Below are 15381 nucleotides of genomic sequence, written 5' to 3'. Positions count from 1 at the left end.
CAAACGCTACCTCAAGCGCTACATCGCCCGAGAGCTCTACCGACGCCTCGAAACCCCACCACAACCACTTGACGCGGCATAGGAGCGTCCGGCCGCCCGGCTGACCGCCGGGTCCGCCGCGCGTCGCCCTCCGCCGGCGGCGCGCGGCTCGGGTCGGTGACGTCGGGGGGTCCACACCCGCCGGCCGCCGTGACGTCGCCGAACCCGCGCCGATCTCCCCCGCCCCCACCGGGTCGGGGGAGATCGGGAGATCAGCAGCCGTCCGGCTGCGGCGCGAAGGCGACAGTGACCACCAGGTCGGCCAGGCGCAGCGTGCGCCAGACCGCCGGGCTCTGCGCCGGCGTACCCAGCCCGTGCCGGCGCCACCAGGCCACCACCGGCACGTCGGCCAGCTTGCAGTAGCACTCGGCCCGGGTCCACCGGGCCCAGAAGTCGGCCGCCCCGAAGCGTCGGGCCAGCGCCACCGGGACCGGCGCGTCGGCCCGTTCGGCGTCGATCGCCACCCGCCAACCCGGGGTCGGCGGCCCGTACCAGCCGACGCAGCGGCCGTCGTCGAGGTGGCTGCGGGTGAGCGCCGCGTGCAGTTCGGCGGCGGTGCCCACCCGCAGATAGCGCTCGGCTCCCGCCACCAGCGCCGGCACCGGACGCGGTCCTGCCCCGGCCGGCGGCCGGGGCAGCACGGCCCGCTCCAGCTCAGATGGAGGCGGCACCGTCCACCACGATGACCTGGCCGTTGATGTTCGTCTGCTCGCGCAGCAGCATCCGGACCACCGGCACGACCTCCTCCGGCTCGGTCAGGTGACCGGTCGGCGTGCGGCGCACGATCTGGTCGAGCTGGGTCTGGCCGAGCACCGCGGACATCTCCGAGGCGAAGAAGCCGGGTGCCACCGCGTTGACCAGCATCCGGCCGCCGAGTTCGCGGGCGAGCGACCGGGTGGCCGCGTCCATCCCGCCCTTCGTGGCCGAGTACGCCACCAGGCCCGGGAAACCGCGCTGCGCGCAGATCGAGGTGACGTTGACGATCCGCCCGCGCAGCCCCTGGCCGAGCATCCGGCGGATCACCAGCCGGGTGAGCTGCAACGGCGCGGTCAGGTTCGTCTCGATGATCCGCGCGATGTCAGCGGTGGCGGTGTGTACGTGCAGCGAGTCCTGCCCGACGGCGGCGTTGTTGACCAGGCCGTCGATCGGCCCGAGCCGCTGCTCCACCTCGCGGACGAACGACTGGGCGGCCGGGAGGTCGGTGACGTCCACCGACCCGACGTGGATCCGGTCGGGGTGTTCGGCGGCGAGCTTCGCCAGCTCCGGCGTGACGGTCCGGGCGAAGGCCGCCACCCGGACGCCCTGCTCGAGCAGGTCGGTGACGATGGCCAGCCCGAGCCCGCGCGAACCGCCGGAGACGAGGACGACGGAGCTGGGCGGAACGATCGGGGTCTCGGCGCGGTCAGACATCGCTCTTCAGGGTCTCCTTGACGGGGATCTCGGTCAGCATCCGGATCCGGCGGGGTACGGCGTGCTCGGGCAGCCGGTCGGCGCACCAGCGCACCAGCGCCGCCTCGTCGGGCGGCTCGGCGTCGGCGCGCGGCTGCGGGACCACCTCGGCCACCACCATCCGGCCCAGCATCGGGGCCCGCCGGCCGGTCACCCGGGCCCAGGCCACTCCCGGGTGCGCGGTGAGCACGTCCCGCACCAGCCCGGCGGAGACCTTGCTCCCGCCGACGTTGATCTCGTCGGCGTCGAGCCGGCCGGTGATGACCACCCGGTCGTCGACCACCTGCACGCGGTCACCAGTGCGGACCGCACCGTCCAGCCCCGCGCCGTGGTAGGGCGAGGTGATCACCAGCTCCTCGTCCCGCACGCTGAGCGTCGGCCGGCCGGGCACGACCCGGTCGAGCCACTGCACCGGGAAGCCGGCCCGGCCGTCGTGCACCACGATCGCGGCGCCGACCTCCGAGGAGGCGTAGATCCAGGAGAGCCGGGCGGCCGGGAAGAGGGCCCGCAACTGGTCGAGGATCGCCTGGTCGACCGGCTCGCCGCCGAGCGTGATCTGGCGCAGCGGCACCCGGGCCAGCGCGGCGGCGTCGCGGTAGACGGTGCGGCGCCAGAACGTCGGCGTACCGGAGGCGGCGTCCACGCCGTGCGCGGCGGCGAGGGCCGGCCAGTCGTCGAGCTGGTCCTGCTCGACCACCACCAGGTGCTGGCCGGGCTGGGTCAGCGACAGCGTGACCACCTGCCACCAGGCGTACGTGCCCGGGGCGTACGGGCAGAGCCACGTCCGGGCGGGCTGCTCGCCCCGCACGGTGGTGAGCGAGTCGAGGGTGTGGCCGACCCGCTTGGGCCGGCCGGTGGAGCCGGAGGTGAGCAGCCAGAGCCGACCGGGGTCGGCGGCGCGGGCCCGGGTCGGGGCCTCGTCGCGCGGCTCACCGTCGACCAGCTCGGTCAGCGTGAAGCCGGCGTCGCGCAGCTCGGCCCGCAGCGCCGCGTCGACCCGGCCGGCACCGCTGAGCAGCAGCTCGGTGCCGTGCGTCGCGTGGTGGCGGGCCGCGGCGAGGGCGTCCCGCGCGCCGTGTGCCAGCACCGCGGCCGGGGCGGGCAGCGTCAGCTCCGGCAGCTCCCGCCAGGTCAGTGGGGTGCCGCCGACGACGATCCGGTTGTCGATCCCGGCCGGCTCAGGGTGCGCGGTGGACCCGGCGCGGGAGGTCGCGACGGTCACTGCCGCTGGAGCTCGACGAGGAAGTCGAGCACGTCCCCGACGGTGGAGATCCGACGCAGCCCGGGGGCGTCGAAGTTGAGCTCCTCGCCCGTCTCGTCCTCGACCCGCAGCGCCAGCTCCGAGAAGTCCAGGGAGCGGAAACCGATCTCCCGCAGATCCGCCGCGTCGTCCTCCGGCAGCACCTTGCCCTGGTTCTTGAGCACCTGCGCCATGAGGTCGCGGATCTGCGCGCGACTCAATTCGTTCATGCGCCGGAGTGTACAGGCCCGGCGAATGGACATCACATTTCCCGGGGCCGGGTAGGGTGCTCAGACGATTGCGGGAAACACCAGGGAAAGCGAGAGGCACGTGCTGCGCGAAGCGACCGGGGACGACGTTAACCTGATGTTGTCCTGGCGTAATCAGGAAACCAACCGGCAGGTCAGCAAGACCAGCCACGAGATCACCGCGGAGGAGCACGCCCGGTGGTGGTCGGCGGTGCGCGGCGACCCGTCCCGGCGGGTGCTGATGTACCTCCACGACGGGGTGCCGTGCGGCGTGGTCACCTTCTTCGACCTGCGCCGGGACGAGCCACGGAGCGGCTCCTGGGGCTTCTATCTCGACGCCGACGGCCTGGCCGCCCGGGGCGAGACCCTGCCCGCCTGGCTGGCCGTGGTGCGCGCGGCGGTGGACCACGCGTTCGACGATCTGGGGCTGGATCGCCTCGACGGCGAGGTGCTCGCGCACAACACCGTCGTGCGGCAGATGAACCGTCGGTTCCGATTCGTCGAGGGCACGCCACGGACGGAGGTTTCCGACGGCCGGGAAATCACCGTCATCCCGATTTCCCTCGACCGCTCGAACCGTCGTCGGCGCTGAATTTCGGGCCGTTCGACAATTGTCCGTGCGCCATTCACCGGCCGGACACCCGTCGTTAACTGAAGTGCCCGGAAATGGCACGGACGGCGGGAGAACGGCCGGACCGGCGCCGCTGCGCTCAGCCGCGCCGCCAGGCCGCCCAGTGCTGCTGCGGGTTGCCGCCGAGCCGGACGAAGCCGTACTGCTCGCCCGGCCAGTCGTCCGGTTCGCCGGGCGCCCAGCGGGTGAAGACCGCCTCGGCCGCGGCCGGCGGGCGGTCGCTGAACCAGCGCACGTCGGTCCAGGTCACCTGGTGGCTCAGGTTGAACCGGAGGATGTAGTGCACGCCGGTCGAGGCGTACACCCGCTCGCCGGGACGGATGCCGAGGTCCGCGACCGCCGGGGTCGGCGCGGTCGCCGCCACCATCGGCCGGACCATCCGGTGCGAGATCACCTGCATGGTGCCCACGTTCACCGCGAGCAGCGCCACCAACAGAGGCACCCGCAGCTGGGGCAGCCGCGCCGCGGCGATCAACAGCACGCAGCCCGCGACGCCGACGAGCGCGCCGGTGAACGGGCGGAACTCCCGCCAGCCGCCGGTCAGCGCGAACAGGTCCGGAGCGCCGAACCCGCCGTAGCGCAGGCTGTGGCCCCGGCTCTGCACGTACGCCAGTCGGGCGCTGATCAGGGCGGCACCCACGACCAACAGCGCCGCCGCCACCGCCGTGCGGCGCAGCACCACCCGGTAGCCGGCGGCGAGCACCACACCGAGCCCGACCAGCAGCCAGAACGGGGCGAGCATCTGCACGTAGCGCCCGTAGATCGCGTCCAGCGGCTTGCCGGTGATGCCGGCGAGGATCACCGACGCCCCACCGGCGACCCCGACCGTGGTGGCCAGCGCCACGCCCAGGGTCCACCGCGCCGCCGGCCCACGTTCGGGACGGCGCAGCTCCCGCAGCGCGCCCACCCAGGCGACACCGGCCAACCCGAAGGTGATCACCACGAGGTACCAGAGCTGGGTGCCGACCGCCGCGCCGAGGCGCAGCAGACCCGGGCCGGAGGCGATCGCCTGCACGGTGCCGCCGGAGGGCTCGTTGCCGAGCAGATAGACCTTCTCGCCGAGCAGCCGGATCCCGGCCTCGTTCACCAGCGCCAGGGCGAGCACCGGCAGCAGCGCGGCGAGCACCACGCCGGGGGTGATCCGGCGACGGACCAGCAGCAGCAGCACCAGACCGGCGTGCACCACCACGATGACCAAACCCCGGGAGTGCAGCAGGTGGAACGCACCGACCAGCAGCCCGACGGTCGCCGCGGCGAGCGGACCGGGTCGCTCGATCCACCGGTGCACGGCGAGCAGCCAGGCCACCACGAGCGGCGCCATCACGGTGTCGATCATCGCCACGTTCGCGTAGAACGCCGTGGCCGGCAACGTGGCGGCGACCGCGGCGGCCAGCAGCGCCGGCCCGCGGTCCAGGCGCAGCAGCCGACGGCCGAGCAGGTACGCCAGCGGGAGGAGGGCCGCGTTCACCATCGCGTTGATCAGCTGCACCAGCCGGTAGCTCTGGGTGAAGTCCCCGTCGCCGAGGAAGGCCGGGGAGATCAGCATCGGGTAGCCGACCCGGCGCAGCAGCTCGTTCTCGCTGCTGAATCCGCCCGGCCCACCGGCGAGCGCCCGCGCCGTGTTGAGGTAGCTGTCCTCGTCGGTGTGCGCGATGGGCAGGCTGATGTGCCGGCCCAGCCACATCCGCCAGGCCACCCCGAGCAGCCACCCGACGACCAGCAGCAGCGGCACCAGCCATCGCCGGTGCGAGCCGGCCGGCGCGCCGCTCGGGGTCGCCGCCCGCTCCATCACGTCGGTGCCGGATGCCATCGCCGCCTCCTGGGGTCACCGGCCACGCGCCGGCGCCGGACCTTGCTCCGGTACGCACGGCGAACGGGGCCGGGCTGCTCGCACTGGGGTTGGCCGGTCGCGACACCGCGACGTCCGGCCCGCGGAACGGGTGCGACACCAGGCCCGGATCGCGGGCCGCGTCGCGTACGCGCGGTCACTGTAGCCGCCGGATCCGGCCCGGTCAGCCCGCGGTTGAGCTGCGGGGAAGTGTTCGCCGGCCGGGTGCCCGCCATTCACGGCCCGAGGGGCCGCGGTTAACCCGCGAGCGTCGGCCCGTTAACCCGCCGCGGTTAGCGTCTCGGTCCGGTCGGCCGGCCGAGGGCCGCCGTTTCATCCACGATCACGGGAGCACCAAATTGAGTGACTTGAATGGATCGTCCATTCTGATCACCGGGGGAACGGGTTCCTTCGGCAGGACCTTCCTCCGACACATCCTCGCCGAGGCCGACCCGGCCCGGGTGGTGGTCTTCTCCCGCGACGAGCTCAAGCAGTACGAGTTGCGCCAGCAGCTCGGCGACGACCCGCGGCTGCGCTGGTTCATCGGCGACATCCGGGACCGGCACCGGCTGACCCGGGCGATGCACGGCGTCGACCACGTGGTGCACGCCGCGGCGCTCAAGCAGGTGGACACGGCCGAGTACAACCCCTCGGAGTTCATCGCCACCAACATCACCGGCTCCCAGAACGTGGTCGACGCGGCGATCGAGGCCGGCGTGAAGAAGGTTGTCGCCCTCTCCACCGACAAGGCGTCCAGCCCGATCAACCTGTACGGCGCGACCAAGCTGGTCGGCGACAAGCTCTTCGTCTCCGCCAACCACTACGCCGCCCACCACCCGACCCGGTTCGCGGTGGTCCGCTACGGCAACGTCGTCGGCAGCCGCGGCTCGGTGGTCCCGCTGTTCCGCCGGCTGGCCGCCGAGGGCAAGAGCCTGCCGATCACCGACAAGCGGATGACCCGCTTCTGGATCACCCTGGAGCAGGCCGTCCAGTTCGTCATGGACTCGTTCGACCAGATGCAGGGCGGCGAGCTCTTCGTACCGCGGATCCCCAGCATGCGGATCCTCGACCTGGTCGAGGCGGTCGCCCCGGACGCCACCACTCACGAGATCGGCATCCGGCCCGGCGAGAAGCTGCACGAGGAGATGATCGCGCCGGACGACAGCCGCCGGACGCTGCGGGCCAAGGACCGCTACATCGTCCAGCCCACCATCGCCGGCTGGGGCTACCAGCCGCCGGTGGACTGCGAGGCGGTGCCGGACGGCTTCGCCTACCAGTCGGACACCAACGACGACTGGCTCACGGTCGAGCAGCTGCGCACCATGCTCGGCCTCACCGCGTGATGGCGATGCTCCCGTACGGCCGGCACTCGGTCGCCGAGGACGACATCCAGGCGGTGGCCGAGGTGCTGCGCGGCGACTGGCTCACCACCGGCCCGCAGGTCGACGGCTTCGAGGCCGACCTCGCCAAGGTGACCGGCGGGGCGGGCTGCGCTGCGGTCTCCAACGGCACCGCGGCGCTGCACGTGGCGTACGCGGCGGCCGGCGTCGGCCCGGGCGACGAGGTGATCGTCCCGCCGATGACCTTCGTGGCGACCGCCAGCAGCGCCGCCCTGCTCGGTGCGAAGATCGTCTTCGCCGACGTCGAGGAGGAGACCTTCACCCTCGACCCGGCAGCGGTGGCCGCGGCGACGACCTCCCACACCAAGGTGGTCTCGGCGGTGGACTACGCCGGCCACCCGGCGGACTACGACGCGCTGCGCACCTCGATGGCCGGCTCGGACGCCCTGCTGCTCGCCGACGCGGCGCACTCCATCGGGGCCACCTACCGGGGCCGGCCCGTCGGCTCGCTCGCCGACCTGACCACCTTCTCGTTCTTCCCGACCAAGCACCTCACCACCGCCGAGGGCGGCGCGGTCGCCGCGCCCGACCCGGAGCTGCTCAAGCGGGCCCGCCGGTTCCGCAACATCGGGCTGGTCCGCGAGCGCGACGAGCTGCGCTGGCCGGACGAGGGCGGCTGGCACCAGGAGGTGCACGAGTTCGGGCTGAACTACCGGCTGCCGGACGTGCTCTGCGCGCTCGGCCGCAGCCAGTTGCGCCGGCTCGACGCGTTCCTCGCCCGCCGCGCCGAGTTGGTGGCCCGCTACGACGAGGCCCTGGCCGACCTGCCCGGCGTGCTGACCCCGGGACGCCGCTCCTGGGCGGAGCCGGCCTGGCACCTCTACCCGATCCGGGTGCTCGACGGGCGTCGCCGCGAGGTCTACGACACGATGCGCGCGGCCGGCATCGGCGTGCAGGTCAACTACATCCCGGTGCACTGGCACCCGGCCTTCGCCGACCTCGGCTACCGGCGCGGATCCTGCCCGGTCGCCGAGTCGTTCTATCGTCAGCAGCTCTCGCTGCCGCTCTACCCGACGTTGACCGACGCCGACCAGGACCGCGTCATCGACGCGCTGGGCGCGGCGCTGCGCGGCCGCCCGGCGAGGCCCGTCGCCGCCTGATGGGACGCTGATGCACCACGCCAACCACTTCTACGGCCACGCCCACGTGCTGGCGCGCTACGCGGGACTGGGCGACGGCCACCCGCCGCGGATCAACGGGTACGTGCAGCACGGCTGGAACATCGGCGACGGGCTCGCCCCCGGCCACCCGTACGCCGAGGGAACGCCGAGCCTGCTCTGGTCGGAGCAGACCCGCCGGCGCGCCTGGTCGGTCGGCCGGCGCAACGTCGTCGTGATCGGCGCTCCCTTCGCGTACCTGCTGGCCATGCGGCCGGACGACCCGCCGGAGGCGGAGCGGGAGGGCACCATCTGGTACCCGTTCCACGGCTGGGAGGGGCAGCACGTCCGCGGCGACCACAAGGAGCTGATCGCCCGGATCCGGGACACCGAGCCGGGCCCGGTCACGGTCTGCCTCTACTGGCACGAGTTCGGCATGCGCCGGGTACGCCGCCTCTACGAGAACGCCGGCTTCCGGGTGATCTGCCACGGCTATCGGGGGCACTGGTGGCGGGACACCGACCCGTACTTTCTCGACAAGCAGCTCACCGAGCTGCGCCGGCACCGCCGGGTGGCATCGAACCGGCTGACCAGCGCGATCTTCTACGGCATCGCCGCCGGCTGCGAGCCGGCGGTCTACGGTGACCCGATGGTGCTCGCCAACGAGGACCCGACCTTCGGCGGGACCGCCCGGATCCGGCGCCAGTGGCCGGAGCTGCACGGCGAGTCGGTGGATCTGCCCACCGCCGTCGCGATCGCCCGCGCCGAGTTGGGCACCGACCACCGCTGCACGCCGGCCGAGCTGCGCGAGCTGCTCGGGTGGGCGAACCTCCAGGAGGAACGAGTTGACCACTGAGACGGCGGCCGCCGACCGGATCGCGCTACCGGGCGGGGAGATGCTGACCTGGTCCGACCTGCCGGAGAAGCGCCTCGTCGACGGCGGCCCGCTCGCCGCGCTGGCCGCCCGGATCGTGCCGGCCGGCGCCCGCGTGCTGCTGGCCGGGCCGCACGATCCCGCGCTGCTCGACCGGCTGGGGCACGCCGAGGTGACCTGCCTGCTGCGCAGCTACCCGGACGGGGTGGCGCTGGCGGCGCGCAGCGCACGGGTGATGGTGGGTGGCCCGGCCGCGCTCCCGGACGACGAGCGCTTCGACGTGGTGATCGCCGGCGCCGGCCTGGATCCGGTCGAGTCGGTGGAGGGCGCCCGGCTGGGCTGGGGCGGCGTACTCGCCCGGCTGGCCGGTGCGCTGCGCCCCGGCGGCACGCTGCTGCTGCGGGTGGACAACCCGATCGGGCTGCACCGGCTGGTCGACACCGCCCCCTGGTACGCCCGGCGCGACGACGCCGCCTGGAGCATCCCCGGCGTGCTGGACGCCGAACGCCCGGCGAACCGGGCGCAGCTGCGCGAGCGGCTCACCGAGGTCGGCCTCCGACCGGGGCCCACCTTCGCCGGATATCCCGACGCGGGCGCGGCGACCGCGCTGCTCGACACCGACCAGCTGGAGTGGCGCACCGCGTCCGGACTCTTCGACGCCGTGCTGCACGGTGCCTGCGCCGACGGCTCCGCGACGGTGCTCCAGGACCCGGCCCGGCTGGCGGTCGACGCCCTGCACGCCGGGCAGGCCGCCGCGCTCGCCCCGGGCTGGCTGGTGCTCGCCCGCCGGACGAACGACGTGACCCCGCTGGACGTGACCCCGGCCGCCGCCGCGCCGGCCGACCTGCCGGTGGCGATGGTGCAGACCGGACCGCCCGGCGCCGAGGTGGTGGAGGTGGTCGACGGACCGCTGGGCTGGCAGTGGCGGGCCACCGCCACGGCCGGACGCGGCGAGGTGACGGCCGCCCCCTTCGCCAGTCGGGAGGCGGCGTACCGGGATCTGGCCGCGCTCGACGGGCAGCCGGTGCCCGAGGGTCGGCTGCTGCGCACCCTCCTGCTCGACGCCAGCCTGCGACGCGACCTGGACGCGCTGCGGCGGCTGCTGCACGGGTACGCGCAGTGGCTGGCCGGGCACGCCGACCCGGACGGTCGGCTCGCCGGGGCGGTCGCGCTGGCCGGCGCCGACAACACGGTGGTCTTCGACGGCGGGTACGAGGTGCTCGACCCGAGCTGGCGGGCGAGCGAGCCGCTGCCGGGCGACGTCGTGCTCGCCCGCAGCCTGTGGCGGTTCGCCGCCACCCTGCTCACCGGCGGCTACGCCCACCCCTGGGCGTCCACCCTGGACGTCGCCGGCCTGACCGTGGTGCTCGGCGGACTCGCCGGACGCGACCTGGACCGGGCCACCGTCTCGGCGGCGGTGGAGACCGAGGCGGCGGTGACCGCCGCGCTGCGCGGATTGGACGCCGAGGGGCGGGTCACCCTGGCCACCGAGCTGAAGGCGGTCGAGCCGACCGACCCACCGGGCGGGCCGCGCAGCTACCAGCAGCTGCGCGAGGCGTGGCTGCGCCAGCGCGAGGAGCTGACCCGGCTCGCCGCGCTGCTCAAGTGGACCGAGGAGCTGCTGACCTCGCGGGAGCGGGCGCTGCGCCGGGCCGACGCCACGATCAACCTGCTCAGCGGCTCGCTGAGTTACCGAGTCGGCCGGCTGGCGATCACCCCGGCCCGGCTGGCCAAGCGGGGGGCCCGGGCCGCCAAGCGTCGGGCCCGCGAGGCGCTGACCCCGAAGCAGGAGGAGCAGCAGTGACCGACGCGACGAGGTCGGACCGGCCCGGCGCCACCGCCGCGCCGGCCACCGGAGCGCAGCCGGGCGGTACGGCCCCGCACACCGACGGGCTGCGGATCGTGGGTGTGGTGCAGGCGCGGATGGGCTCGTCCCGGCTGCCCGGCAAGGTGCTGCGTCCGCTCGCCGGGCGCAGCGTGCTGGGCCGGGTGGTCCGGGCCGCCCAGGACAGCGGGGTGCTCGCCGACCTGGTGGTGGCCACCAGCACGGACAGCGTCGACGACGCGGTGGCGGCCGAGTGCGCCCGGCTCGACGTGCCGTGCCACCGGGGCCCGGTCGACGACGTGCTGGCCCGCTTCATCGGCGCGCTCGACGCGCACCCCGGGGACGCGGTCATGCGGTTCACCGCCGACTGCCCGCTGCTCGACCCGGAGATCATCACGCTGGTCGCGTCGGTCTACCGGGCCGTGCCCGGGCTGGACTACGCCAGCACGTCGATCGCCCGCACCCTGCCCCGCGGGCTGGACGTCGAGATCATCCGCGCCGAGGCGCTGCGTACCCTCGACCGGCTCGCCACCGACCACCACCGGGTGCACGTCACCTCGTACGCGTACACCCACCCGGAGCTGTTCCGGGTGCTCGGCGTGACGCTGACCCCGGACCGCTCCGGGCTGCGGCTCACCCTCGACACCGACCGGGACTGGGCCCTTGTGCGGGCGGTGACCGACCATTTCGGTGACGTCAGCGTGCCACTGGCCAAGCTCGCCGACTGGCTGGACGGGCAGCCGGCGCTGCGCGCGCTGAACGCCGACGTACGCCAGAAGCAGCTGGAGGAGTCCTGAACACGGTACGGGTGGGGCTGCGCTGCGACGCCGGGCCGCGGCGCGGCGTCGGCCACCTGGTCCGGTCGCTGGCCCTGGGTGAGGAGTTCCTGGCCCGCGGCGCGCGGGTCGAGATGTTCGGCTCGGTCGACGGGGTCGGCTGGGCGGCCGCCCAGCTCGCGGCGCGCGGCATCCCGCTGCACCCCGGCCCGGCGACCCCCGCGGAGCTGGTCGAGACGGCCCGCCGGCACCAGCTGGACGTCATGGTCCTCGACTCCTACGAGCTGGACCCCGCCGGGGCGGGCGCGCTGCGCGCCGCCGGGGTGCGCACCGTGGCCATCATCGACGGCGACAGCCGGGGCCAGGACGCCGACCTCTACCTGGACCAGAACTTCGGCGCGGCGACGCCGGAGCTGCCCGGCCGGCTGCTGGCCGGTACGACCTACGCCCTGCTGCGCGACTCGGTGGTGACCGCCCGGCCGCCGGCGCCCCCAGCTCCCACCGTGTCCGGCCGCCCCCGGGTGCTCGCCTTCTTCGGCGGGACCGACGCGGTCGGGGCCGCCCCGGTGCTGACCCGGGTGCTGCTCTCCACCGGCCACCCGATGGAGCTGACCGTGGTGGTCGGCCGCCCGGAGATCGAGGCGGAGCTGGAGGACCTCGCCCCGGGACGCAACCAGTTCGTACGAACCGTCCCGCCCACCGACGAGCTGCCGACGCTGATCCGGGCCGCGGACCTGGTGGTCAGCGCGGCCGGCACCTCCACCTGGGAACTCTGCTGCCTCGGCGCGCCCACGGCGCTGGTCTGCGTGGTCGACAACCAGCGCGAGTCGTACCACCGGGTGGTCCGGCACGGCCTGGTCGCCGGGCTGGGCGAGCTGCCGGAGCTGGCCGCCGTCGGCCTGCCCGGGCGCACCGCCCGGGCAGCCGCGGCACGGACCGTGCACGGCCTGCTCGCCTCGCCCGAGCGGCGCGCCGCGCTCGCCGCCCGCGGGTGGGCGACGGTCGACGGGCTGGGCCGCGGCAGGGTTGTCGACGCGGTGCTGGACACGTTGCGCGGAGCCGCCGTGACCGGCTGAACGCCGGTCGTACGGTTGTACGAAAGTGCTGCTAGGGTGGGCTCATGACGCCGGCCGCCTACCAGCCGTCGATGCTCGACCTGACCGACGCCGGGCCGTCCCTGGCGCGGCTGCCGGGCGGGCTTCGTCGCCAGCAGCTGACCCGGGGCGCCTGGGTCGACCACCTGCCGGGCTGGGTGCGCGGCTCCGATCAGGTGCTCGACACCCTGCTGCACGAGGTGCCCTGGCGGGCCGAGCGCCGCACGATGTACGAGACCGAGGTCGACGTGCCGCGCCTGCTCTGCTGGTACGACGGCGATCGGCAGCTGCCGCACCCGGTGCTCACCGACGCACGGGCGGCGCTCACCCGGCACTACGCCGCCGAGCTGGGCGAACCGTTCGTCACCGCCGGGATGTGCCTCTACCGCTCCGGGCGCGACAGCGTCGCCTGGCACGGCGACACCATCGGCCGCTCGGCGCACAGCGACACCATGGTGGCGATCGTCTCCTTCGGTTCGCCGCGGTCGCTGCTGCTGCGCCCGCGCGGCGGCGGGGCGAGCCTGCGGTTCCCCCTCGGCCACGGCGACCTGATCGTGATGGGCGGCTCCTGCCAGCGCACCTGGGAGCACACCATCCCCAAGACCGCGCGTCCGGTCGGCCCCCGGGTCAGCGTGCAGTTCCGCCCAGTCGGCGTCGCCTGACCGCAGGTCGGGCGGCCCGGGCCAGGCCGGCTGCGCCCCGGACGGGCCGCGACCCCGGGCGGGCCGCGACCCCGGGCGGGCCGCGCCTCGCGGTCAGAGCAGGCCGGCGAGCTTGTAGAGCACCAGCGAGCCGGCCACGGCGACGTTGAGGCTGTGCCCGTGCCCCACCATCGGGATCTCCACGGCGGCGTCCAGGCAGTCCAGCGCCTCGGGCGGGATGCCGGTCGCCTCGTGCCCGAGCACGACCACGGTGCGACCCCGGGCGGCCGGCAGGTCACCGAGGCGGACCGCCTCGTCGGCCAGTTCGACGCCGAGGATCCGGCTGCCGGCGGCCCGCTCGTCGGCCAGCCAGCGCAGCGGGCTCCCGACCCGGTGCACGCAGCCGGGCCGGCGCAGCGTGTTTCCTCGGGCCACCGCCTCGTCGACCCCAGCGGAACGGCGGTACGGCGAGGCAGGCGCCGACGGCGTCGCAGGTGCGCAGCAGGGTGCCCAGATTGGCGCCGTGCAGCGGCCAGAGCGGAGCGGCGACGAGATGGTGCCAGCAGCGATGTGGGCGGGGTCGGCGGGCCGAGCGAAGCTCGCGCCGAGGCCGGACCCGGATGGCGGCGCTCACGCCGCGAAGGCGGCTCCACCGCAGGAGAGATCGGTCATCTGTGAGGTGCTTCGCGGCGCACCCGGGCCATCGACGAGGACAGGCCGGTTCATTGTAGACGCCCGTCTCTCCGCGATGGTGTCTCGGACCGGGCCGGCGGCCGGGCCCTCTCGATCGCCTGGCGACCGCGGGCGGGTGGCGGTGCGGGGTCGTGCTAGAAACTACGCCCAGGGTCTCCTGCCCCCGTCCCGCTCCCCCGACGCGAAGGGCGTACCCGTGACCCTGCCCCCCACCGAACCCCGATCCCGCTGGGCCCCGTGGTCGCTGCACGGCGACGGCCGCGCCGTGAACCCCGGCGACGTGGTCCACCCCGACGAACGGCTCTCCTGGCCACGCACGCTCGGCATCGGTGTGCAGCACGTGGTGGCGATGTTCGGCGCCACCTTCACGGTGCCGCTCATCACCGGCTTCCCGCCGGCCACCACACTCTTCTTCTCCGGGCTGGGAACCCTGCTGTTCCTGCTCGTCACCGGCAACCGGCTGCCGTCGTACCTCGGCTCGTCGTTCGCCTTCATCGCGCCGGTGCTCGCCGCGAAGGCCGGTGGGGACATCGGCCCGGCGCTCGGCGCGATCCTCGTCGCCGGGGCGGCCCTGGCCGTGGTCGGGCTGGTGGTGCAGTTCGCGGGGTCGCGCTGGATCGACGCGCTGATGCCGCCGGTGGTGACCGGTGCCATCGTCGCGCTGATCGGGCTCAACCTGGCCCCGGTCGCCTGGGACGGCGGCGGCAGTGGCACGGGGGTGAAGGCGCAGCCGCTGATCGCGGTGGTCACCCTCGCCGCGATCCTGCTCGCCACCGTGATCTTCCGCGGCTTCCTGGCCCGGCTGTCGATCCTGCTCGGCGTGCTGGTCGGTTGGCTGCTCGCGCTCGCCCTCGGCGAGCTGGACCCGGCGGCGGTCAGCGGGCTGCGGGAGGCCGCCTGGGTCGGGCTGCCCGATTTCCACGCGCCGAGCTTCTCCCTGCGGGCCGTGGTGCTGGTCGTGCCGGTGGTCCTGGTGCTGATCGCGGAGAACGCGGGGCACGTCAAGGCGGTCGCGGCGATGACCGGTCGCAACCTCGACCGGGACATGGGCCGGGCCTTCCTGGGCGACGGTCTCGCCACCGTGCTCGCCGGGTCCGGCGGCGGGTCCGGCACCACCACGTACGCGGAGAACATCGGCGTGATGGCGGCGACGCGGGTCTACTCCACCGCCGCCTACTGGATCGCCGGCCTGACGGCGGTGCTGCTCGGGCTCAGCCCGAAGTTCGGCGCGCTGATCCTCACCGTGCCGGCCGGGGTCCTCGGCGGCGCCACCACCGCGCTCTACGGGCTGATCGCCATCCTGGGCGCCAGGATCTGGATCGAGAACCGGGTGGACTTCCACGACCCGGTGAACCTGATGACGGCCGCCGTGGCGGTGATCGTCGGCGCGGCGAACTACACCCTCATCGCGGGCGACCTGTCCTTCAACGGAATCGCCCTCGGTACCGCCGCCGCCCTGGTGATCTATCACGGCATGCGCCTGATCGCCCGCCTGCGGAACACCACCCCCGCCTCCCGCCGAGGCCCCGAACCCGAACTCTGACCC

General features: G+C 74.3%; 15 protein-coding genes. 9 read left to right on the top strand and 6 right to left on the bottom strand.

The features are described 5' to 3' along the window. Positions 1–251 precede the first annotated feature (251 nt). Genes ACIBBA_RS30200 through ACIBBA_RS30185 form a run of 4 tightly spaced genes read right to left on the bottom strand, consistent with a single transcriptional unit; the run spans position 252 to position 2958 of the window. The gene (locus ACIBBA_RS30200) at positions 252–710 is read right to left on the bottom strand and encodes a hypothetical protein (RefSeq protein ID WP_396701773.1); all 459 of its coding nucleotides are present in this window, start codon (positions 708–710) and stop codon (positions 252–254) included. After that, positions 694–1449: an SDR family NAD(P)-dependent oxidoreductase gene (locus tag ACIBBA_RS30195; protein WP_396701771.1), complete on the bottom strand. Its 756-nt coding sequence runs from the start codon at positions 1447–1449 to the stop codon at positions 694–696. Before ACIBBA_RS30195 ends, ACIBBA_RS30200 begins: the two co-directional genes overlap by 17 nt. Further along, the gene (locus ACIBBA_RS30190) at positions 1442–2710 is read right to left on the bottom strand and encodes an AMP-binding protein (RefSeq protein WP_396701769.1); all 1269 of its coding nucleotides are present in this window, start codon (positions 2708–2710) and stop codon (positions 1442–1444) included. Before ACIBBA_RS30190 ends, ACIBBA_RS30195 begins: the two co-directional genes overlap by 8 nt. Continuing rightward, the gene (locus tag ACIBBA_RS30185; protein WP_396701767.1) at positions 2707–2958 is read right to left on the bottom strand and encodes an acyl carrier protein; all 252 of its coding nucleotides are present in this window, start codon (positions 2956–2958) and stop codon (positions 2707–2709) included. The genes ACIBBA_RS30190 and ACIBBA_RS30185 overlap by 4 nt, the downstream gene beginning before the upstream one ends. A 100-nt stretch (positions 2959–3058) precedes the next feature. On the opposite strand from ACIBBA_RS30185, the gene ACIBBA_RS30180 reads away from it, so the two are divergent. Beyond that, the gene (locus tag ACIBBA_RS30180) at positions 3059–3568 is read left to right on the top strand and encodes a GNAT family N-acetyltransferase (protein ID WP_396701765.1); all 510 of its coding nucleotides are present in this window, start codon (positions 3059–3061) and stop codon (positions 3566–3568) included. A 118-nt stretch (positions 3569–3686) separates the two neighbouring features. Here ACIBBA_RS30180 and ACIBBA_RS30175 read toward each other — a convergent pair whose 3' ends face one another. Further along, positions 3687–5417, bottom strand: a complete 1731-nt coding sequence (locus ACIBBA_RS30175) for a hypothetical protein (RefSeq protein ID WP_396701763.1) — start codon at positions 5415–5417, stop codon at positions 3687–3689. A gap of 377 nt (positions 5418–5794) precedes the next feature. On the opposite strand from ACIBBA_RS30175, the gene pseB reads away from it, so the two are divergent. From pseB to ACIBBA_RS30140, 7 genes are all read left to right on the top strand, one after another. Continuing rightward, positions 5795–6778, top strand: a complete 984-nt coding sequence (gene pseB, locus ACIBBA_RS30170; protein WP_396701761.1) for a UDP-N-acetylglucosamine 4,6-dehydratase (inverting) — start codon at positions 5795–5797, stop codon at positions 6776–6778. 5 nt (positions 6779–6783) lie between these two features. Continuing rightward, complete coding sequence (locus ACIBBA_RS30165) at positions 6784–7935, top strand: DegT/DnrJ/EryC1/StrS family aminotransferase (protein WP_396701780.1); 1152 nt, start codon at positions 6784–6786, stop codon at positions 7933–7935. Positions 7936–7945: 10 nt separating this feature from the next. After that, a complete protein-coding gene (locus tag ACIBBA_RS30160; protein WP_350873155.1) occupies positions 7946–8788 on the top strand; it encodes a hypothetical protein in 843 nt (280 codons plus the stop codon). Further along, entirely contained in the window at positions 8778–10610 is a 1833-nt protein-coding gene (locus ACIBBA_RS30155) for a class I SAM-dependent methyltransferase (RefSeq protein WP_396701759.1), read from the top strand. The genes ACIBBA_RS30160 and ACIBBA_RS30155 overlap by 11 nt, the downstream gene beginning before the upstream one ends. Positions 10611–10699: 89 nt before the next feature. Continuing rightward, on the top strand, positions 10700–11428 hold the full coding sequence (locus ACIBBA_RS30150; RefSeq protein WP_396701778.1) for a cytidylyltransferase domain-containing protein: 729 nt from the start codon (positions 10700–10702) through the stop codon (positions 11426–11428). After that, positions 11425–12483 carry a PseG/SpsG family protein gene (locus ACIBBA_RS30145; RefSeq protein ID WP_396701776.1) on the top strand — a complete coding sequence of 353 codons (1059 nt, stop codon included), beginning with the start codon at positions 11425–11427 and terminating at the stop codon, positions 12481–12483. Before ACIBBA_RS30150 ends, ACIBBA_RS30145 begins: the two co-directional genes overlap by 4 nt. A gap of 44 nt (positions 12484–12527) precedes the next feature. Next, complete coding sequence (locus ACIBBA_RS30140) at positions 12528–13163, top strand: alpha-ketoglutarate-dependent dioxygenase AlkB (protein WP_396701757.1); 636 nt, start codon at positions 12528–12530, stop codon at positions 13161–13163. Between the two features lie 93 nt (positions 13164–13256). Here ACIBBA_RS30140 and ACIBBA_RS30135 read toward each other — a convergent pair whose 3' ends face one another. Beyond that, entirely contained in the window at positions 13257–13577 is a 321-nt protein-coding gene (locus ACIBBA_RS30135) for a TrmH family RNA methyltransferase (protein ID WP_396701755.1), read from the bottom strand. Between the two features lie 454 nt (positions 13578–14031). Between ACIBBA_RS30135 and ACIBBA_RS30130 the strand changes: the two genes are divergently transcribed. Continuing rightward, entirely contained in the window at positions 14032–15378 is a 1347-nt protein-coding gene (locus ACIBBA_RS30130) for a uracil-xanthine permease family protein (protein ID WP_396701753.1), read from the top strand. Positions 15379–15381 lie beyond the last annotated feature (3 nt).

Origin of the sequence: Micromonospora sp. NPDC051006 (assembly GCF_044456245.1) — a bacterium.
Lineage (GTDB): Bacteria > Actinomycetota > Actinomycetes > Mycobacteriales > Micromonosporaceae > Micromonospora.
Note: the sequence above shows the minus strand (reverse complement) of the source record. Positions and strands in the feature narration are given on the sequence as shown.